General features: G+C 69.2%; 15 protein-coding genes. 11 read left to right on the top strand and 4 right to left on the bottom strand.

Annotated elements, in window-relative coordinates; genetic code table 11:
- Positions 1–77: 77 nt before the first annotated feature.
- Positions 78–833 carry an SDR family NAD(P)-dependent oxidoreductase gene (locus tag BJ963_RS08390; RefSeq protein ID WP_179455908.1) on the bottom strand — a complete coding sequence of 252 codons (756 nt, stop codon included), beginning with the start codon at positions 831–833 and terminating at the stop codon, positions 78–80.
- Positions 834–890: 57 nt separating this feature from the next.
- On the opposite strand from BJ963_RS08390, the gene BJ963_RS08385 reads away from it, so the two are divergent.
- Positions 891–1502 (top strand): TetR/AcrR family transcriptional regulator, encoded by a 612-nt coding sequence (locus BJ963_RS08385; RefSeq protein WP_179455906.1) that lies wholly within the window; start codon positions 891–893, stop codon positions 1500–1502.
- Positions 1503–1511: 9 nt separating this feature from the next.
- The gene (locus tag BJ963_RS08380) at positions 1512–2492 is read left to right on the top strand and encodes an aldo/keto reductase (RefSeq protein WP_179455904.1); all 981 of its coding nucleotides are present in this window, start codon (positions 1512–1514) and stop codon (positions 2490–2492) included.
- A 59-nt stretch (positions 2493–2551) separates the two neighbouring features.
- On the opposite strand, the gene BJ963_RS08375 is transcribed toward BJ963_RS08380, so the two are convergent.
- Entirely contained in the window at positions 2552–3328 is a 777-nt protein-coding gene (locus BJ963_RS08375) for a hypothetical protein (protein ID WP_246298010.1), read from the bottom strand.
- 240 nt (positions 3329–3568) lie between these two features.
- A complete protein-coding gene (locus BJ963_RS08370) occupies positions 3569–4780 on the bottom strand; it encodes an MFS transporter (RefSeq protein WP_179455900.1) in 1212 nt (403 codons plus the stop codon).
- Between the two features lie 263 nt (positions 4781–5043).
- Between BJ963_RS08370 and BJ963_RS08365 the strand changes: the two genes are divergently transcribed.
- The 7 genes from BJ963_RS08365 to BJ963_RS08335 all read left to right on the top strand — a co-directional run bounded on the left by BJ963_RS08365 (position 5044) and on the right by BJ963_RS08335 (position 13262).
- Positions 5044–7524: a ribonucleoside-diphosphate reductase subunit alpha gene (locus tag BJ963_RS08365; RefSeq protein WP_179455898.1), complete on the top strand. Its 2481-nt coding sequence runs from the start codon at positions 5044–5046 to the stop codon at positions 7522–7524.
- A gap of 112 nt (positions 7525–7636) precedes the next feature.
- On the top strand, positions 7637–8626 hold the full coding sequence (locus BJ963_RS08360; protein WP_089909242.1) for a ribonucleotide-diphosphate reductase subunit beta: 990 nt from the start codon (positions 7637–7639) through the stop codon (positions 8624–8626).
- Between the two features lies 1 nt (position 8627).
- Entirely contained in the window at positions 8628–9512 is an 885-nt protein-coding gene (locus BJ963_RS08355; RefSeq protein WP_179455896.1) for a sulfurtransferase, read from the top strand.
- 238 nt (positions 9513–9750) lie between these two features.
- Entirely contained in the window at positions 9751–10650 is a 900-nt protein-coding gene (locus BJ963_RS08350; protein ID WP_179455894.1) for an ABC transporter substrate-binding protein, read from the top strand.
- Positions 10651–10655: 5 nt separating this feature from the next.
- Positions 10656–11639, top strand: coding sequence for an amino acid ABC transporter permease (locus BJ963_RS08345; protein ID WP_179455892.1), 984 nt, complete (start codon positions 10656–10658; stop codon positions 11637–11639).
- Positions 11636–12409, top strand: coding sequence for an amino acid ABC transporter ATP-binding protein (locus BJ963_RS08340; RefSeq protein ID WP_018191676.1), 774 nt, complete (start codon positions 11636–11638; stop codon positions 12407–12409). Before BJ963_RS08345 ends, BJ963_RS08340 begins: the two co-directional genes overlap by 4 nt.
- A gap of 82 nt (positions 12410–12491) precedes the next feature.
- Positions 12492–13262 (top strand): SDR family oxidoreductase, encoded by a 771-nt coding sequence (locus tag BJ963_RS08335; protein ID WP_343037244.1) that lies wholly within the window; start codon positions 12492–12494, stop codon positions 13260–13262.
- Positions 13263–13357: 95 nt separating this feature from the next.
- Here BJ963_RS08335 and hrpA read toward each other — a convergent pair whose 3' ends face one another.
- Positions 13358–17227, bottom strand: a complete 3870-nt coding sequence (hrpA, locus tag BJ963_RS08330) for an ATP-dependent RNA helicase HrpA (protein WP_179455874.1) — start codon at positions 17225–17227, stop codon at positions 13358–13360.
- 160 nt (positions 17228–17387) lie between these two features.
- Between hrpA and BJ963_RS08325 the strand changes: the two genes are divergently transcribed.
- Both BJ963_RS08325 and BJ963_RS08320 read left to right on the top strand, forming a co-directional pair.
- The gene (locus BJ963_RS08325) at positions 17388–19001 is read left to right on the top strand and encodes a long-chain-fatty-acid--CoA ligase (protein ID WP_246298009.1); all 1614 of its coding nucleotides are present in this window, start codon (positions 17388–17390) and stop codon (positions 18999–19001) included.
- Positions 19002–19032: 31 nt separating this feature from the next.
- Positions 19033–19866, top strand: a complete 834-nt coding sequence (locus BJ963_RS08320) for an aldo/keto reductase (RefSeq protein ID WP_179455872.1) — start codon at positions 19033–19035, stop codon at positions 19864–19866.
- Position 19867: the final 1 nt, after the last annotated feature.

Below are 19867 nucleotides of genomic sequence, written 5' to 3'. Positions count from 1 at the left end.
GTTCCTCACCCTAGGCGAGCGCGACCGGGCACGGCAGGCCCCCGGCTGTTCTGTGGAAAGCCGGGGGCTGTGGAGGATTACTGGGCGGTATAACCGCCGTCGACCAGGTGGTAGCTGCCCGTGATGAAGCTGGCGGCGTCGGACGCGAGGAACGCGACGAGGGACGCGACCTCCTCCGGCTCGCCGAGGCGGCCGAGCGCGTGCTTGCCCTCGAGGAATGTCAGGGTGTCGGCGTCGAGGTTCGAGGCGACGAGCGGCGTGCGGATGAAGCCGGGGCCGACCGCGACGACGCGGACCTTCTGCCCGGCGTACTCGAGCGCGGCGTTCTGCGTGAGGCCGAGGAGGGCGTGCTTCGCGGTCACATACGCGGACGAGTTCGCGAATCCGACGCTGCCCAGGATGGACGCCATGTTCACGATGGCGCCGCCTCCGTTGGCCGCGATGGCGTCGAGCTGGGGCTGCATTCCGTAGAAGACGGCATTGAGGTTGACCTCGATGACCTTCCGCCAGGAGTCGAGCGGGTACTCGCCGACCGGAGCGGACGCGCCGCCGATCCCGGCGTTGTTCACCGCGATCCGCAGCGGGGCGAGCTCGTTCGCCGCGGCGACGCTCGCCGTCGCGAAGTCCGGGTCGGTCACGTCGCCGGCGAGGGCGCGTGCAGTGCCGCCCGCTGCCGTGATCTCGTCGGCGACGGCCTTCGCGTGCTCCTCGTCGAGGTCGGTCACCAGGACCGACGCGCCGCTCGCCGCCAGAGTCAGGGCGACGGCACGGCCGATGCCCGAGCCGCCTCCGGTCACGATCGCGGACCGGTCGGCGACGTCGTACTGAGCCATGAAGATCTCCTTTCGTTATCCGACAACTGTCGGATAACTCCATTGTACGATCGTGCGGTGGATGCACGCCAGCAGAAGACGCTCGCCCGGCTCAGCGCCACCATCCTCGACCTCGCCGGCCGCGGACCGGTGAGCGAGGTCACGGTCAGCGCGCTCGCCGCCGCCGCCGGCGTCCACCGGTCGACGGTGTACGAGTACGCGCCCTCGCCCGCTGCGCTGCTGGAGAGCGTGCTGCGGTCGGAGCTCGACGCGCTGCGCGCCGAGTACCTCGTCGACGTCGAACCGTCGGACGCCGCGGCCGCCGTCGTGGGGGTCACCCGCGCCGTCCTGCGGCACGTCGACGACCACGACATCGTCTACCGCCGCGGCCTCGGGACCGACAGCGGCGCCGCGAGCCTGCACGCCATGCTCAGCGAGCACTTCCAGGCGTCGATCGAACTCCTGCTCGACCAGCACAGCCTGGTCGTCCCGGCGAACGACGACATGGAGAGGCGGGCGATCGCGCGCTACCTCGCAGACGGAATCATCGGCGCGATCGACGTGTGGCTCACCCGGCCGCGGCCTCGAGACGTGGATGCGTTCCTCTCCCTGGTGCGGCGGATCACGCCCGCGTGGTGGCCGGGAAGCGGCGGAGCGCAACCCCCCGACACCGCCTCCGGCGCGGCCTAGGCTGATGGCATGGAACAGCGCATCCTCGGCGGGACAGGACGGGAGGTGTCGGTCGTCGGACTCGGCACCTGGCAGCTCGGAGCGGACTGGGGGGACGTCTCCGAAGACGACGCCCTCGGCGTGCTGGAGGCGGCGGCGGAATCCGGCGTCACCTTCTTCGACACGGCCGACGTCTACGGCGACGGCCGCAGCGAGCAGCTCATCGGGCGGTTCGTGACGGAGCACCCCGAACTGCCGCTCACCGTCGCCACCAAGATGGGGCGGCGCGAGGCGCAGGACCCGGCCAACTTCACCCTGCCGAAGTTCCGCGAGTGGACGGACCGCTCGCGCCGCAATCTCGGCGTCGACCGGCTGGATCTGGTCCAGCTGCACTGCCCTCCCACTCCGGTGTTCTCGACCGACGCCGTGTACGACGCGCTCGACACGCTCGTGGAGGAGGGCGTGATCGAGAACTACGGTGTCAGCGTCGAGACGGTGGACGAGGCCCTCGCGGCGATCGCCCGGCCCGGCACGGCCACGGTGCAGATCATCCTGAACGCCTTCCGCCTCAAGCCGCTCGACCGTGTCCTTCCCGCCGCGCGCGCGGCCGGTGTCGGCATCATCGCGCGGGTGCCGCTCGCCTCGGGGCTGCTGAGCGGCCGGTACAGCGAGCAGACGACGTTCGCGGCGGACGACCACCGCAACTACAACCGTCACGGCGAGGCGTTCGACGTGGGCGAGACGTTCTCTGGTGTCGACTTCGAGGAGGGCGTGCAGGCGGCGCGCGAGTTCGCCGAGCTGGTGCCGGAGGGTGCGACGCCGGCGCAGGCCGCCATCGCGTGGATCATCGCGCAGGACGGCGTCACCACCGTCATCCCGGGCGCGCGCTCGCCGGAGCAGGCGCGCGCGAACGCGGCTGCCGCCGCCGTGCGCCTCCCCGACGGCTTCGACGCGGCCGTGCACCGCATCTACGACAGCCACTTCCGCGCCTCCATCCACCCCCGCTGGTAGCCGCCGAGGTGCTCGCAGGGGCACGCGACACGCCGGGCCGCGCGACAACAACGAGCACCTCACGCGCCCGATCGCGGGGCGCGCGCGAGGAGGAGGTGGGTGATGCGCGCGACGAGGGCCGCCTGGTCGCGCAGATCGTCGGCGGTGATTCGTACCATCCGCCAGCCGAGGTCTTCGACCAGCTCGCGTCGCGTGATGTCCTTGCGCCAGGTCGCGCGGTCGACGCGATGGATGTCTCCCTCGTACTCGAGTGCGACGCGCGGACCGATGTAGGCGAGGTCGACCCGGGCGACGAACCGGCCGGACGGATCGAAGATCGGGTGGTTGAGGATCGGCTCCGGGAGACCTGCGTCGCTGAGCGCGAGGCGCAATCGCGTCTCGCCCGGCGACTCGGCTCCTCGACGTACGCGTTCGAGCGCATGGCGCGCCCGGCCCGCGCCACGCCGCCCCGCCGATGCGGCCACTGCTGCTGACAGGAGCTCGAGTGAGGTGAGTGGCGGCCGGCCTCCGACGAGGGAGTCGCCGGCGACGACCAGCTCCTGCACGTCGAGGAGGGTCGCGAGGTCGAGCCAGGTCTGCTCCGGGCGGGTGACCGGCAGTCCGCGCACCTCCGTGATCTCCCACCGGCTCAGCTTGTGGCCGACGTGGCCGCGCACCACGGGCGCACGGCACGTTCCCGGCACGCTGACATGGATCTCGGCCGAGCACCAGGCGGGCAGGGGTATCCCGTAGAGCGCGGCGGCGGTCGTGTGACTGAAGGCGTAGTCGGTCAGCCGGTGAGCGGCGAAAGCCCGGAGGCGGGCGTCGTCGCAATCGGAGTCACGCGCGATGCGCATCCCGCGGAACGGTGCGACGAGCGAGCGTGAGCGGAGCCGTCCGCGCGAGACTCCGTCGCGTAGCGCCTCAGCGGTTGAGAACGGTTGGGTGAAGGGGTGCGGATCCATCCGCACACCCTCGCACTCGTGCGCCCCTCCTGCCCCGAACTATCCACAGCCCTCACATGAAGTGCTCGAAGATGCGCGCAAGCCCGGCGTGTCGACCGCAACGACGAGCACCTCGCGCGGTGGTTGGGGACGTTAGGAGGGCTGGACGGGGACGGGCTCGGTGTCGGGGATGGGGGAGGCGTCGCGACCCCGCAGGTCGGGGTGGATGCGGTGCGCCAGTGCGGGCACGACGAAGCCGACCAGGGCGAACGCCCCGGCGACCCAGAAGGCTCCCACTGCACCGACGCCGTCGATGAGGAAGCCGGCGAGCGCCGAGCCGAGCGCGGCACCGATCAGCTGCCCGGTTCCGACCCAGCCGTACGCCTCCGCCGTGTCGGAGAACTTCACGCTCGCGGACACGATGGCGAACAGCACGGCGAGGGCGGGCGCGATGCCGAGTCCGGCGACGAGCAGCGTGAGCGACAGCCCCCACCACGACCACAGCATGAAGGTCGACAGCACGACGCCGACGAACACGATGAGCATGCGCCGCGCTGTCGCCCACGGCCCGATCGGCACGTGGCCGAAGGCGAGGCCGCCGACCAGCGAACCGAGCGACCAGATGGCGAGCACGATCCCGGCGAGCGGAGAGCCCTCGCCGAACGTGGCGACGACACCGGCCTCGACCGCCGAGCAGGATCCGATCAGCAGGAAGCCGACGACCGTCGCGAGCAGGACGGGCGGCCGCGCCAGCACCGTCCCGAACCGCCGCTTGCTGCGGGGGATGCGCACCCGGCCGACCTCGGGCGACGAGATGAACCAGCAGCCGCCGGCGAGCATGATCGCCACCGACATCAGGATGCCCTCGACGGTGCCGATCTGCGTCGAGACGAACGTGATGGCGACCGGTCCGGCGATCCAGATGATCTCCTGCGCCGAGGCGTCGAGCGAGAACAGCGGCGTCAGCTGCCGCGAGTTGACCATCTTCGGGTAGATGGTGCGCACGGCCGGCTGGATGGGCGGCATGCTCAGCCCGGCGAAGAACGCGACGCCCATGGTCAGGGGGATGGGCATGACGAAGATGCCGATCGCCGCGACCGCCACGGAGCACAGGGCGAGGGTGGTCCAGAGCACGACGCGCATGCCGAGGACGCCCATCAGCCTGCTGGTCATCGGGCCGGCTATGGCCTGCCCGATGCTCATGGCGCCGAGCACCAGTCCGGCGGCGGCGTACGAGTCGTGGACGCGCTCGATGTGCAGCAGGAAGGCCAGCGACAGCATCCCGAACGGGAAGCGGGCGGTGAGCTGAGCCGCGATGATGCGGGCGACGCCCGGCGTCTTCAGGAGGCTCGAGTAGGTGCTCACGACTATCCACACTATCGGTCGCGGGGGCCGTTCCGCGGGATCATCCACACGGCCCATCCCCACTTTGCGGGGTGTGGAAACTGTGCATAACTTCTCCCCATCTGTGGACGACACGCCCACTAGATGTGGGGGAGTGGAAATGTCGGACCCCCGCTATATAGTGGTCGAGCACACAGAGCCGGTCAGCCTCCCCCCGATGCGGGAAGGCACGGTTCCGCGGGGATTTCCGCCGCTCAGGCGGCTTAGCGAATGAGGGAGAGACAGTGGCAATCACAGTCGTGAAGCGCAACGGCGAGCGCGAGCCGTACGACGCCAACAAGATCAACCTGGCCATCGAGAACGCGGCCAAGGGACTCGACGAGAACATCACGTGGGTGACGCAGATCGCGAGCGAGCTCGAGCTCACGCTGTTCGACGGCATCACGACCCAGCAGCTGGACGAGGCGGTCATCCAGGTCGCCCTCCAGAACGTCAAGGACGACCCGGCGTTCGACACCGTCGCCGCGCGCCTCCTCCTCAAGACCATCTACAAGCGCGTGCTCGGCGACTACGAGAGCCACGACGAGCTGGTCGAGCTGCACACCTCCCGCTTCCGCGGCTACATCGAGCGCGGCGTCGCCGAGACGCTGCTCGACGGCCGCTTCACCACCGCCTTCGACCTCGACCGCCTGGCCGGCTACCTCGACCCCGCGCGCGACGAGCTGCTGAAGTACATCGGCGTCGTCACCCTCAACAACCGCTACGGCATCAAGGCCCGCAACGGCGACTCCCTCGAGGTGCCGCAGTTCTTCTGGATGCGCATCGCCATGGGCCTCTCCCTCAACGAGGCCGACCCCACCAGCCACGCGATCGCGTTCTACGACAAGATGTCGAAGCTCGAGTATCTGGCCGCCGGCTCGACCCTCGTCAACGCGGGCACCGCCTATCCGCAGCTCTCCAACTGCTTCGTCATGGAGATGCAGGACGACATCGAGCACATCGCGAAGAGCGTCCGCGACGTCATGTGGCTCACCAAGGGCACCGGCGGCATCGGCCTGTCGGTCACCAAGCTGCGTGCGCAGGGCTCGCCCATCCGCTCCAACAACACCACCTCCACCGGCCCCATCCCGTTCATGCACACGATCGACTCGGTGCTGCGGGCGGTCAGCCGCGGCGGCAAGAAGTTCGGCGCCCTCTGCTTCTACATGGAGAACTGGCACATGGACTTCCCGGAGTTCCTCGACCTCCGCCAGAACTCCGGCGACCCGTACCGCCGCACCCGCACGGCGAACACCGCGGTGTGGATCAGCGACGAGTTCATGAAGCGCGTCCAGAACGACGAGGACTGGTACCTCTTCGACCCGCTGGAGGTCGCCGACCTCAACGAGCTGTACGGCAAGGCCTTCTCGGAGCGCTACGCGCACTACGTCGCAGAGGCCGAGGCCGGCAACCTGAAGATGTTCAAGAAGATCAGCGCCCGCGCGCAGTTCAAGGACATCCTGATGAGCCTCCAGACCACCAGCCACCCGTGGCTGACCTGGAAGGACACGATCAACAACCGTGCGCTCAACAACAACACGGGCACCATCCACCTCTCCAACCTGTGCACCGAGATCACGCTGCCGCAGGACCGCGACAACGTCTCGGTCTGCAACCTCGCGTCGATCAACCTGTCGCGTCACCTGGTCGACGGGAAGATGGACTGGGAGCGCATCGAGGCCAGCGCCCGCCAGGCGGTCCGCCAGCTCGACAACCTCATCGACATCACCGTGTCGAGCGTTCCGGAGGCCGACTTCTCCAACCAGCAGAACCGCGCCATCGGCCTCGGCGTCATGGGCTTCACCGACATCGTCGAGAAGCTCGGCCTGAGCTACGAGAGCGAAGAGGCCTACGCCCTGATCGACGAGATCATGGAGCACGTCTCCTACGCCGCCATCGACGAGAGCGCCGACCTGGCGCAGGAGCGCGGTGCGTACCCGAACTTCGAGGGCTCCCGCTGGTCGCAGGGTCTGGTGCCCTACGACTCCATCGCCCTCACCGAGGCCGACCGCGGCGTCCCGATCACGGTGGACCGCACCATCCGCCTCGACTGGGACCGCCTCCGCGAGAAGGTCAAGGGCGGCATGCGCAACGCCACCCTCATGGCCATCGCGCCGACCGCGTCCATCGGTCTCGTCGCGGGCACCACGCCCGGCTTCGACCCGCAGTTCTCGCAGATCTTCAGCCGTTCGACCTCCTCGGGCAAGTTCCTCGAGGTCAACCGCAACCTGGTCGAGACGCTGCAGGAGCGCGGCATCTGGCAGGACGTCCGCGAGGCGATCCTGCGGTCGCAGGGCGACATCCAGAACATCGCGGAGATCCCGGACGAGGTGAAGGCCACGTTCAAGACGAGCTTCCAGCTCTCGCCGTACGCCTTCATCGAGGTCGCGGCCCGCGCGCAGAAGTGGATCGACCAGGCGATCAGCCGCAACATGTACCTCGAGACGCGCGACCTCGGCGACATGATGGACATCTACTACGCGGCCTGGGAGAAGGGCGTCAAGACGACGTACTACCTCCACATGAAGCCGCGCCACCAGGCCGAGCAGTCGACCGTCAAGGTCAACAAGGCCGAGGAGATCAGCGGTGGCCGCAAGGGCTTCGCGACCGTCGGGGCTCCGGCTCCCTCGGCCGCTCCCGCGGTGACCGAGACGGCTCCGGCCGCGGCGCCCGCTCGCCGTGGCTTCGGCTTCGGCGGACTCGCGACGGGTGGTGAGAGCAAGTGAACAGCACCAAGATCGAGGAATACTACGTGCCGGTCGACCCGATGGACGACCTGCAGTGCGAGTCCTGCCAGTAACCCGCCGACCGAACGAATAACGAAAGAGACGGAACACCATGGGGATTCTGGGAACGGGAATCGAAGAGGGCCTGCTGCTCAAGCCGGTCACGTACCAGTGGGCGATGGACCTCTACGACCAGGCCGTCGCGAACACCTGGTTCCCGAACGAGATCCAGCTCGGTGAGGACATCGCCGACTTCAAGCGGATGACCGACGAGGAGCGCCACGCGGTCACCTTCCTGATGAGCTACTTCAACCCGAACGAGCTGCTCGTCAACAAGGCCCTGGCCTTCGGTGTCTACCCCTACATCAACGCCGCGGAGGCGCACCTCTACCTCGCCAAGCAGATGTGGGAGGAGGCGAACCACTGCATGTCGTTCGAGTACGTCCTCGAGACGTTCCCGATCGACCGCGAGCAGGCCTACAACTCCCACGTCGACGTGCCGTCGATGGCGAAGAAAGAGGAGTTCGAGGTCCGGTTCATCAAGCGGATGACCGAGCAGGCGCTCGACATCACGACGACCGAGGGCAAGCAGGACTTCATCCGCAACCTGGTGGCGTACAACGTCATCCTCGAGGGGATCTGGTTCTACTCGGGCTTCATGGTGGCGCTCTCGTTCCGCCAGCGGAACCTGCTGCGCAACTTCGGCTCGCTCATCGACTGGGTGGTGCGCGACGAGTCGCTGCACCTCAAGTTCGGCATCAACCTCATCCTGACGGTGCTGGAGGAGAACCCGGACCTGCAGACGCCGGAGTTCGCCGCCGAGATCCGTCAGATGATCCTGGACGCCGTCGAGATGGAGGAGCAGTACAACCGCGACCTCCTTCCGGGCGGCATCCTGGGCCTGAATGCCAACTACATCAACCAGTACGTGAAGTACCTGGCCGACCGCCGCCTGGAGGAGCTGGGCTTCGAGGCCGAGTACAAGGTCTCCAACCCGGCCAAGTGGATGGCGACCGCCAACGACACGCTGGAGCTGGTGAACTTCTTCGAGTCGACCAACACGTCCTACGAGTCGAACGCCAAGGCCTCCACCGGACGCTGATATGACCTCGGAGATCTCTCCGCTGATCACCGCCGCCGCGCTGGACGTCGCTCTCGGGGCTGAATCCCTGTGGAGCGGCGCCGGCCGGCGGCGTTCGGCGTGGCGCGTGCTCGATGTGCGCTGGAAGCTGGGCGGCCCGCCCGGACGCGAGGAGTACGAGCGCGGGCACATCCCCGGTGCCGTGTACGTCGACCTGGACACGGAGCTCGCCGGGCACGGGGAGCCGACGGACGGGCGCCACCCGCTCCCCACCGCGGCGGCCTTCGAGGAGGCCGCGCGACGCTGGGGCCTCGGCGACGGCGACGCCGTCGTGGTCTACGACGACGCCTCAGGCACGTCGGCCGCCCGCGCCTGGTGGCTGCTGCGCCACGCGGGCGTGCGCGACGTGCGGGTTCTCGATGGCGGGATCGCCGCCTGGCGCGACGCGGGCATGCCGCTGGAGAAGGGGCCCGGGGCGACGCCGATCCCCGGCAGCATCACCGTGCGGTTCGGCGCCCTTCCGACCCTCGACGGCGACGCGGCCGCCGCGCTCGCCGCCGACGCGCGAGGGGTGCTGCTGGATGCGCGCGCGGGCGAGCGGTTCCGCGGCGAGGTGGAGCCCGTGGACCCGCGACCCGGTCACATCCCGGGCGCCGTGAGTGCGCCGACCACCGACAACCTCGGGACGGACGGGCGGATGCTCCCGGCCGACGCCCTGGCGCAGCGGTTCGAGGGCCTCGGCATCGGCGCCGACACGCCCGTCGGCGTGTACTGCGGATCGGGCGTCACGGCCGCCCACGAGGCGCTCGCCATGGTCACCGCCGGGCTGCCGATGCCGGCCCTGTACGCGGGCTCCTACTCGGCGTGGTCGAACGACCCGGAACGGCCGGTCGTTACGGGAGCGTGACCTCGGCAGCGCGGGAGCGGCGACCGGCGCCTCCCGCGCGGGTTTCGCAGCGCGTCCACGCACGATTCCACGAATTCCGCTGCCGGATTGCACGAAACCTTCCGGAAACGTCCGCGAAAAACGCCGTTCTCTGCGCGAATTAGTGTTGAGGTGCGGCAACGCCGCTGGGGTATCCTCCCCTTACCCTTGCAATACGCATCAGGCACATTCCTGCACAGGAAGAAGGACAACGACAATCATGCGCATTCGTACCGCGGTTCCCATCGCCGCAGTCGCCGCCGTCGCAGCGCTCGCGCTCAGCGGCTGTGTCGACAACAGCACCCCGTCCGGCAGCTCAACGTCGAGCTCGGCCTCGGACGTGAAGAAGGACGACACCCTCGCCGGGCAGCTGCCCCAGAAGATCAAGGACGCCGGCAAGCTCGTCGTCGGCATGGACAACACGTACCCGCCGAACGAGTACAAGGACGACAACGCCCAGCCCGTCGGCTGGGAGGTCGACCTCGCCAAGGCCATCGGCGACAAGCTGGGTGTGAAGACGGAGTTCGCGATCGCGAAGTTCGACAACATCATCCCGAGCGTCGCCGGAGGCAAGGACGACTACGGCATGTCGTCGTTCACCGACACCACCGAGCGCGAGCAGCAGGTCGACTTCGTCAACTACTACTCGGCCGGCATCCTCTGGGCCTCCCAGAAGGGCAAGAACATCGACCCGGACAACGCCTGCGGCCTGAAGGTCGCCGTCCAGTCGACGACGTACGAGGACACCGACGAGGTTCCCACCAAGTCGAAGAAGTGCACGGATGAGGGCAAGCCCGCCATCCAGGCGCTCCGCTACGACACGCAGGACGACGCGACCAACGCGGTCATCCTCGGCAAGGCCGACGCCCTCAGCGCCGACTCGCCCGTCACCCTGTACGCGATCTCGAAGTCGAACGGCAAGCTCGAGGCGGCCGGCAAGACCTTCGACGAGGCGCCGTACGGCCTCCCCGTCAAGAAGGACTCGGAGCTGACCCCGGTGCTGCAGAAGGCCGTTCAGGCCCTCATCGACGACGGCACCTACAAGAAGATCCTCGACAAGTGGGGCGTCGCCGACGGCGCCGTCGAGAAGGCCGAGGTCAACGCGGCCTCGAAGGGCTGACCTTCATGTCACAGAGCAACACCGCCCGGCCGGCGACGGGATCCGTCCCGTCGCCGGGCGGGACCCGTCCCGAGCCGATCAAGGCGATCAAGCTCCGGCACCCCTGGCGCATCGTCATCGCGGCGATCCTCATCCTCCTGCTGGTCTGGTTCATCGTGGACGCCTCCCAGCGCGAGGCCTACGGCTGGCAGTACGTCGGCAAGTACGTCTTCGACAAGCGCATCAGTGCTGCTGCGCTCGTGACCCTCCAGCTGACGATCTACTCCATGATCATCGGCGTCGTGCTCGGCCTCATTCTGGCCGTCATGCGCCTCTCGCCGAACCCGGTCGTGAAGTCGGTCGCCTGGCTCTACCTCTGGATCTTCCGCGGCACGCCTGTGTACGTGCAGCTGGTCTTCTGGGGCCTGTTCTCGCTGATCTATCCGCAGATCTTCCTCGGCGTTCCGTGGACCCAGGTCGGCTTCACCCTCGACCTCGGGTTCATGCAGAACGCCTTCGTCATCGCGGTGATCGGCCTCGCGCTGAATGAGGCCGCGTACATGGCGGAGATCGTGCGCGCCGGTCTGCTCTCGGTCGACGAGGGCCAGGAGGAGGCGGCGACGGCGCTCGGCATGTCGTGGTGGCAGACCATGACCCGGATCGTCATCCCGCAGGCCATGCGCGTCATCATCCCGCCGACCGGCAACGAGGTCATCTCGATGCTGAAGACGACCTCGCTGGTGGCGGCGATCCCGCTGACGACCGACCTCTACGGGGTCGCACGCGACATCTCGGCGGTAACGTACACGCCCATCCCGCTGCTCATCGTGGCGTCGCTCTGGTACCTGCTGTTCACCTCCCTGCTGATGGTGGGCCAGTACTTCCTGGAGAAGCGGTTCTCCCGCGGCGTCAACGCGCGCCGCCCGGACCGCAACGAACCGGCCCTCGCGACCGGCGCGCTCCCCGCGGCCGGAGCACCGGACGGCAACGACCTCGGAGGCAAGGGATGACCGACACGAAGACCCCCATGGTTCTGGCCGAGGGCGTCTCGAAGAGCTTCGGCTCGAACGAGGTGCTCAAGAGCATCGACCTCAAGGTCAACCCGGGCGAGGTGCTGTGCATCATCGGGCCGTCGGGCTCCGGAAAGTCCACCTTCCTCCGCTGCATCAACCACCTGGAGCGCGTCGACGCCGGCCGGCTCTCGGTCGACGGCGAGGTGGTCGGCTACCGGCAGCACGGCGACAAGCTGTACGAGCTGAAGCCCAAGGAGGCCGCCCGGCAGCGCCGCGAGATCGGGATGGTGTTCCAGCGGTTCAACCTGTTCCCGCACATGACGGCGCTGGAGAACATCATCGAGGCGCCCATCCGTGTGAAGGGGCTCTCGAAGGCGAAGGCGGTGGAGCGGGCGACCGAGCTGCTGGCCCGCGTCGGGCTGAGCGACAAGGGCGACCACTACCCGTCCCAGCTGTCCGGCGGTCAGCAGCAGCGCGTCGCGATCGCGCGTGCGCTCGCGATGGACCCCAAGCTGATGCTGTTCGACGAGCCGACGTCGGCACTCGACCCCGAGCTCGTCGGCGAGGTGCTGGATGTGATGAAGGGCCTGGCCGCGAGCGGCATGACCATGGTGGTCGTGACGCACGAGATGGGCTTCGCCCGCGAGGTCGCCGACGAGCTGGTCTTCATGGACGGCGGCGTGGTCGTCGAGTCCGGCGACCCGCGCGAAGTGCTCAGCAACCCGCAGCACCAGCGGACGCAGGCGTTCCTCTCGAAGGTGCTCTAGCCTCCCGCCATCGGCTCCGGAGTTTCTCCGCCTCGACACGGCGTGTCGGTGCGAGAAACTCCGGAGCCGATAGCATCGCGGGGTGGATGCGAAGCGGCCTGTGGTGTTCGTGACCGGTGCGAGCCGGCCGGGGTCGATCGGCGACGCGATCGCCCGGAACCTCGCGTCGATCGGGTTCGATGTCGCGTTCGGGTATTGGGACGGCTACGACTCGGATATGCCGTGGGGTGCGCATCCCGCCGAGCATGAGGCTCTGGCGGAGGAGCTGCGCCGCCTGGGCGCGCGCGCTCTTCCGGTATCCGTCGACCTGGCGGATGCGGAGGCGCCGGCCGTCGCTGTCGCGCGGGTGCGCGACGAGCTCGGGCCGGTGCAGGCGCTGGTGATGAGCCACGCGCACTCGGTCGACAGCGGCATCCTCGACACGTCGGTGGAGGCGTTCGACCGGCACTTCGCCGTGAACACGCGCGGTTCGTGGCTGCTCATCCGGGCGTTCGCCGAGCAGTTCCCGTCCGGGGCGGCGGGTCTGGGGCGGATCGTCGCGCTGACCAGCGACCACACCGCGCACAACCTGCCCTATGGCGCGAGCAAGGGCGCGCTCGATCGCATCGTGAAGGCGGCGGCCGTCGAGCTCGCGCACCTCGGGATCACCGCGAACCTGATCAACCCGGGGCCGATCGACACCGGGTGGATGACGCCGGAGCTGGTCGAGCAGCTGACGGCGGAGACCGCCCTCGGCCGGCTGGGCCGTCCGCACGACACCGCCGACCTCGTCGCATTCCTGCTCTCCGTGTCCGGCGGCTGGATCACCGGCCAGCTCCTCCACTCCAACGGCGGCTTCCACCTCGACGTCTGACCCGCCCCCGTCCCACCGTCGAGTCCGCAATCTTTGCACGCGACACGCGGTGCGAACGTGCAAAGTTTGCGGACTCGACGGTGGGGCGATGGGGGTCAGGAGGTGAGGACTTTGCGGATGCGCTGGAGGGAGACGGTCTCGGCCGTCCCGAGCGACTGCGCGAAGAGCGAGACGCGGAACTCCTCCAGCATCCACCGCGCGTGCACCAGCGACGGCGGAGAGCCCGGTGCGAGCGGGATGCGTCCGCCGGCATCCGTGTAGAGCGCGACCGCGGTCTCCACCTGCGTCTGCCAGGCTCGATCGCGGCCGGGGTTGGTGGGCAGCGCCTGCATCCGCTGCGTGATGCCCGCCAGGTAACGCGGAAGGTGCCGCAGCTGCTCAAGGCCGGTCGCGGAGACGAACCCCGGATACACGAGCCCGGAGAGCTGGCCCTTCGCGTCGTTCAGCGCCGACAGGTAGGTGAGGGCCGTCACCCCCGCGATCGCCTTCTCGGCCGTGCGCGCGGCGGTGAGGATGCGGGTGACGAGTGCGACCGTCTCGAACATCGAGTCCATCACGATGCCGGAGACGCGATCGCGCACCGCCTCGAACTCGGCGCGCATGAACACCTGGCCGTCGGGCTTCATCCGGTACAGCACCGAGTCGACGACGGCGAGCAGGCAGTCGTCGAACAGCGCTTTGGTGTTCGGGTACGGGCTGGCGGCGAGCGTGAGCTTCTCGGCGGACGTGAGGTGCTGCTGCACGTACGCGACGGGCGAGGGGATGCTGGCGAGCAGCAGTCGGCGCACCCCGCCCGGCATCGCGCGTGCCTGCTCGGCGGGCGTTCCCATCAGGCGGATGCTGACCGCGTCGCCGTCGTCGACGAGCGCCGGGTAGGCGCGGATCACGTTCGTGGTGCCGCCCGGCCCGGTGTGCGTCGAGTCGACGAAGCGCGGGAGCTCGTCGAGGTCCCACGTGGTGAGCCCCGACCGCTCGATCGCGTTCGGCGTCCGCGCCTCGGCGACGGCGGCCACCGAGTCGCGGGCCCGCGAGCGCAGCCGCTCCTGGAGGGCGGCGAGGTCCTTGCCGCTGGCGAGGGTGCGCCCGCGCTCCCCGACGACTTGGAAGGTCGGGCGCAGGTGAGCGGGGAGCCGGTCGAGGTCGAAGTCGGAGCCGCTGACGCGCGAGCCGGTCAGCCGCGAGATCGTCGCCGCGAGCGTGTCGGCGAGCGACGCCGCGGGCCGCTCGCCCTCGTGCGCGCGCATCCCGGCTGTCCCGGACAGCTCGCCGAGCAGGCGCTGCGCCCAGTCGGCGGCGGGCACGACCTGGCGGCGGATCGCCTTCGGCAGCGATTTGATCAGCGCGGTGACCAGCTCGTGACGGAGTCCGGGCACCTGCCAGTCGAAGCCGTCGGGGAGGAGTCCGGCGAGCAGCGGAAGCGGCACCTGGACGGTGACCCCGTCGTCTTCGGCGCCCGGCTCGAACCGGTACCGCAGGGTGAGCCGCTGGTCGCCCTGCCGCCAGACCGGCGGGAAGGCGTCCTCGTCGACCTCGGCGGCCTCCTCGTCCAGAAGGGCCTCCGGCGTCATGGTGAGGAGGTCGGGCGTCTCCTGCCTGGCCTTCTTCCACCATCCCTCGAACGTGCGCGTCGACACCACATCGGCCGGGATGCGCGCGTCGTAGAACTCGAAGACCGCCTCGTCGTCGTTGAGGATGTCGCGGCGGCGGGTGCGCTCCTCCAGCTCGCGCAGCTCGGCCCGCAGGGCGCGGTTGGCGCGGTCGAAGGCCTGATGGGAGTCCCATTCGCCGTCGACGAGCGCGTGCCGGATGAACAGCTCCCGCGACAGCTCCCGGTCGATCCGGGCGTACTGCACGCGCCGGCGCGGGATGATCGGGACGCCGAACAGCGTCACCCGCTCGTAGGCGACGACGGAGCCCTGACTCTTCTCCCAGTGCGGCTCGCTGTACTGCCGCTTGCAGAGGTCGCCGGCGATCGGCTCGGCCCAGGCCGGGTCGATGGCCGCGTTCATCCGCGCGAACAGCCGGGAGGTCTCCACCAGTTCTGCGCTCATCAGCGCGGTGGGCTGCTTCTTGGCGAGGGTGGATCCGGGGAAGATCACGAACCGGGTCTGCCGTGCGCCGAGGTATTCGGCCTGCCGGCTGCGCGGGCCCTTCCCCGCGCCCTTCGGAGCCTGCCCGCTCTCGCGCACATCCTTCAGCCCGATGTGCGAGAGCAGCCCGGCGAGCAGCGAGCGGTGGATGCCATCCGGGTTCACGGACGGCTCGCCGATGGCCAGCCCGAGCGGCTTGGCGAGCTGGCGCAGCTGGCGATAGACGTCCTGCCACTCGCGCACGCGCAGGAAGTTGAGGAACTCCGCCTTGCAGAGCCGGCGGAACGCGCTGGACGACAGCTCTTTCTGCTGCTCCTCGAGGTAGTTCCAGAGGTTCAGCAGGGTGAGGAAGTCGCTGGTCGGGTCGGCGAACCTGGCATGCTTCTCGTCGGCGCTGCCGCGGCGCTCGACCGGCCGTTCGCGCGGATCCTGGATGGTGAGCCCGGCCACGATGGCCATGACCTCGCGGGAGGTGCCGTGCCGCTTCGATTCGACGACCATGCGGGCGAACCGGGGATCGATGGGGAGCTGGGCGAGCTGGCGGCCGACCGCCGTGAGCGTGGTGTCCTCCTTCGACGCCGTGATCGCGCCGAGCTCCGTGAGCAGGTCCAGGCCGTCCTTGATGCCGCGCGAATCGGGCGGGGTGAGGAACGGAAAGGCCGCGATGTCGCCGAGGCCGAGCGAGATCATCTGGAGGATGACGGCGGCGAGGTTGGTGCGCAGGATCTCGGGCTCGGTGTACTCGGGCCGCTTGGCGAAGTCCTCCTCCGAGTACAGCCGGATGGCGATGCCGTCGCTGGTGCGGCCGGAGCGGCCGGAACGCTGGTTGGCGCTGGCCTGCGAGATCGCCTCGATGGGCAGCCGCTGCACCTTCGCCCGTGTGCTGTAGCGGCTGATGCGGGCCGTTCCCGCATCCACCACGTACTTGATGCCGGGGACGGTGAGGCTGGTCTCGGCGACGTTGGTGGCGAGCACGACGCGCCGCCGGATGCCGGGGACGGTCGATGGCTGGAAGACGCGGTGCTGCTCGGCGGAGGAGAGGCGGCCGTAGAGCGGCAGCACCTCGGTTCCGGGGAGGTTGCGGCCGCGGATGGCGTCGGCCGCATCCCGGATCTCGTTCTCGCCGGAGAGGAACACGAGCACGTCTCCGCGTGCCTCGCGGTCGAGTTCGTCGAGCGCGTCGTTGATGCCCTGCAGGTAGTCGCGGTCGACCGACGGCACGGGATCCGGATCGTCGTCGTCGTCCTCCAGCGCCTCGGCGACCAGCGGGCGGTAGCGGATCTCGACCGGGTAGGTGCGGCCGGAGACCTCGACGATCGGCGCCGGCGTGCCGTCCGGCGAGGCGAAGTGCCGGGCGAAGCTCTCCGGGTCGATGGTGGCGGACGTGATGATCAGCTTGAGGTCGGGACGCTTCGGCAGCAGCTGCTTGAGATAGCCGAGCAGGAAGTCGATGTTGAGGCTGCGCTCGTGCGCCTCGTCGATGATGATCGTGTCGTACGCGCGCAGCAGGCGGTCGCGGCGCAGCTCGTTGAGCAGGATGCCGTCGGTCATCAGCTTGATCCTGGTCGCCTTCGAGACCCGGTCGGTGAAGCGGACCTGGTAGCCGACCAGCTCGCCGACGGACTGCCCCAGCTCCTCCGCGATGCGTTCGGCGATGGTGCGCGCGGCGAGGCGGCGCGGCTGCGTGTGGCCGATGCTGGTCCGGCCGAGCTCCAGGGCGATCTTCGGCAGCTGCGTCGTTTTGCCCGAGCCGGTGGCGCCGGCGACGATCACGACCTGGTTGTCGCGGATCGCGCGCGCGATGTCCTCCCGCCTCCGGCTGACAGGCAGTTCGGGCGGGAAGACGATGCGGGGGAGGGTCGAGGTCGAAGACATGAGCCCTCCAGTCTACCGGCGCGCGCGTCCCGCCCGGACGGTCCGCGCCCGGGGTCCTCACCCGTGGTCCCCACCCTGGGGCGTTGCCCCGCGCCCGGGCGTGACGTAGGTTCTCCTCAACCGGTATCGGGTCCGGCGTCGACGGAGACGAGGAGAACCCATGAGTCACGGCTATGCGACCATGTCGGTCGCGAGCATCCTGGCGGAGACGGCGCATCGGATGCCCGACAACGTCGCCCTGATCTTCGCGGGGCAGGAGATCCGCTACAGCGAGCTGTGGGAGCAGACCCGCGCGTATGCGGGGGCGTTGCGGGAGCTGGGCGTCGGCCCGGGCGACAAGGTGGCGCTGATGCTGCCGAACATCCCCGACTTCCCCCGCTCGTACTACGCCGTCCTGGCGCTCGGCGGGGTCGTCGTGCCGATCCATGCGCTGCTGAAGGCCGACGAGATCGCGTACGTGCTGCGCGACTCCGGGGCGTCGCTGCTGATCTGCGCGGCGCCGCTCCTCGCCGAGGGCGCCCGGGGGGCGGCGCTCGCCGGCATCCCGACGCTGTCGGTGCTGGTACCGGACGAGATGTACGAGCAGGCGCCCTTCCCGCGGCTGGAGGAGCTCGCCGCCGCAGCGGAGCCCGTCGACACGTACGTGCCGCGCGATCCGTTCGACACCGCGACGATCCTGTACACCAGCGGGACGACCGGCAAGCCGAAGGGGGCGGAGGGATGCCACTTCTCCCTGGTCGAGCAGGTCAACGTCCTGCTCTCCGGGACGCTCGACCTCGAACCCGCCGACCGCATCCTCGGCTGTCTCCCGCTGTTCCACACGTTCGGGCAGACCTGCGTGATGAACATGGGCTTCCGGGCGGGAGCGGCGGTCGTGCTCGTACCCAAGTTCGACGGAGCCACGGCCCTGCAGCTGATGAACCAGCACGCCTGCACGGTCATGACCGGGGTTCCGACGATGTACATCGCGCTCTTGGAGGCCGCGAAGGCCAACCCGGACCGCCCGCCGCTGCGCTACGGGATGAGCGGGGGCGCGGCCATCCCGGTCGCGGTCATCGAGCGCATGAAGGAGGTCTACGGCATCGACGTGCACGAGGGCTACGGCCTCACCGAGACCTCGCCGGTGGCCTCCTTCAACCACCGCGGCCGGCCGACCCGGGTGGGCACGGTGGGCACGCCGATCTGGGGAGTGGATGTGGAGATCGCCGACGCCGAGGTGGACGACCGCATCCGGCTGCTCCCGCGCGGCGAGCTGGGCGAGATCGTCGTGCGCGGCCACAACCTGATGAAGGGCTACCTCAACCTGCCGGAGGCGAACGCGGAGGCCGTGGTCGATGGCTGGTTCCGCACCGGCGACCTGGGGACGAAGAGCGAGGACGACTACATCACGATCGTCGACCGCAAGAAGGACATGATCGTCCGCAACGGCTACAACGTGTACCCGCGCGAGGTGGAGGAGGTGCTGTCCGCGCATCCCGCCGTCGCCATGGTGGCCGTCTTCGGGGTGACGCACGAGACCCACGGGCAGGAGATCATGGCGGCGGTGACGCTGATGCCCGGCGGCGAGGCGGAGGCCGAGGAGCTGATCGCGTACGCCCAGGAGCGCGTGGCGGCCTACAAGTTCCCGCGGCGCGTCGTGATCGTCGAGACCCTGCCGCTCGGACCGAGCGGGAAGGTGCTCAAGAGGGAGCTGGTGGCCCGGTTCGACGGTGACGCGATCATCGTCGACGAGGTGGACGAGGTGGTGGACGAGGAGTCGCGGCCGGTGGGATGACAGCCCCCGCGGGCCTGGTACCGTGGCGGATATGGTTGCAAACGCAAATACTCCGCTCCTGACCCTGAACAACGGGACGACCATCCCGCAGCTCGGCTTCGGTGTCTTCAAGGTCGATCCGGACGAGACCACCCGGATCGTGACCGACGCCCTCGAGGTCGGCTACCGCCACATCGACACCGCCGCGATCTACGGCAACGAGGAGGGCGTGGGCGCCGCGATCGCCTCCTCCGGCATCCCGCGCGACGAGCTCTTCGTCACCACCAAGCTGTGGAACGACCGCCAGACCGACGCGGAGGCGGCCTTCGACGAGTCGCTCGGCAAGCTGGGCCTCGACTACGTCGACCTGTACCTCATCCACTGGCCGACGCCGCAGAAGGACACCTTCGTGCAGGCCTGGACGTCGCTGGAGAAGATCTACGCGTCCGGTCGCGCCAAGGCGATCGGCGTCTCCAACTTCCTCGTTCCGCACCTCGAGAAGCTGCTCGCCAACACGGACGTGGTCCCGGCCGTCAACCAGATCGAGCTGCACCCGGCGCACCAGCAGCCGGAGGTGACCGCGTTCTCGCGCGAGCACGGTATCGCCATCGAGGCGTGGGGTCCGCTCGGCCAGGGCAAGTACCCGCTGTTCGAGACGCCCGAGGTGTCGCAGGCCGCCGAGGCGCACGGCAAGACGCCGGCGCAGGTCGTCATCCGCTGGCACCTGCAGACCGGGAACATCGTGTTCCCGAAGTCGAACTCCCGCTCCCGGATGGCCGAGAACTTCGACGTGTTCGACTTCGAGCTCACCTCCGACGAGATCGCGGCGATCAGCTCGCTCGAGCGCGAGGGACGCGTCGGCGCCCACCCGGACGAGGTCAACTGAT

It is taken from the genome of Leifsonia soli, assembly GCF_013408745.1.
GTDB lineage: Bacteria > Actinomycetota > Actinomycetes > Actinomycetales > Microbacteriaceae > Leifsonia > Leifsonia soli.
The sequence above is the reverse complement of the archived record's forward strand: the minus strand, read 5'-3'. Positions and strand labels throughout refer to the sequence as shown.

Bases quoted from the DNA above. Each gene is read 5' to 3' on its own strand.
- BJ963_RS08380 (WP_179455904.1), top strand. From the start codon at position 1,512: ATGGAACAGCGCATCCTCGGCGGGACAGGACGGGAGGTGTCGGTCGTC.
- BJ963_RS08325 (WP_246298009.1), top strand. From the start codon at position 17,388: ATGAGTCACGGCTATGCGACCATGTCGGTCGCGAGCATCCTGGCGGAG.
- BJ963_RS08350 (WP_179455894.1), top strand. From the start codon at position 9,751: ATGCGCATTCGTACCGCGGTTCCCATCGCCGCAGTCGCCGCCGTCGCA.
- BJ963_RS08355 (WP_179455896.1), top strand. From the start codon at position 8,628: ATGACCTCGGAGATCTCTCCGCTGATCACCGCCGCCGCGCTGGACGTC.
- BJ963_RS08345 (WP_179455892.1), top strand. From the start codon at position 10,656: ATGTCACAGAGCAACACCGCCCGGCCGGCGACGGGATCCGTCCCGTCG.
- BJ963_RS08360 (WP_089909242.1), top strand. From the start codon at position 7,637: ATGGGGATTCTGGGAACGGGAATCGAAGAGGGCCTGCTGCTCAAGCCG.
- BJ963_RS08390 (WP_179455908.1), bottom strand. From the start codon at position 833: ATGGCTCAGTACGACGTCGCCGACCGGTCCGCGATCGTGACCGGAGGC.
- BJ963_RS08340 (WP_018191676.1), top strand. From the start codon at position 11,636: ATGACCGACACGAAGACCCCCATGGTTCTGGCCGAGGGCGTCTCGAAG.
- BJ963_RS08375 (WP_246298010.1), bottom strand. From the start codon at position 3,328: ATGCGCATCGCGCGTGACTCCGATTGCGACGACGCCCGCCTCCGGGCT.
- BJ963_RS08320 (WP_179455872.1), top strand. From the start codon at position 19,033: ATGGTTGCAAACGCAAATACTCCGCTCCTGACCCTGAACAACGGGACG.
- hrpA (WP_179455874.1), bottom strand. From the start codon at position 17,227: ATGTCTTCGACCTCGACCCTCCCCCGCATCGTCTTCCCGCCCGAACTG.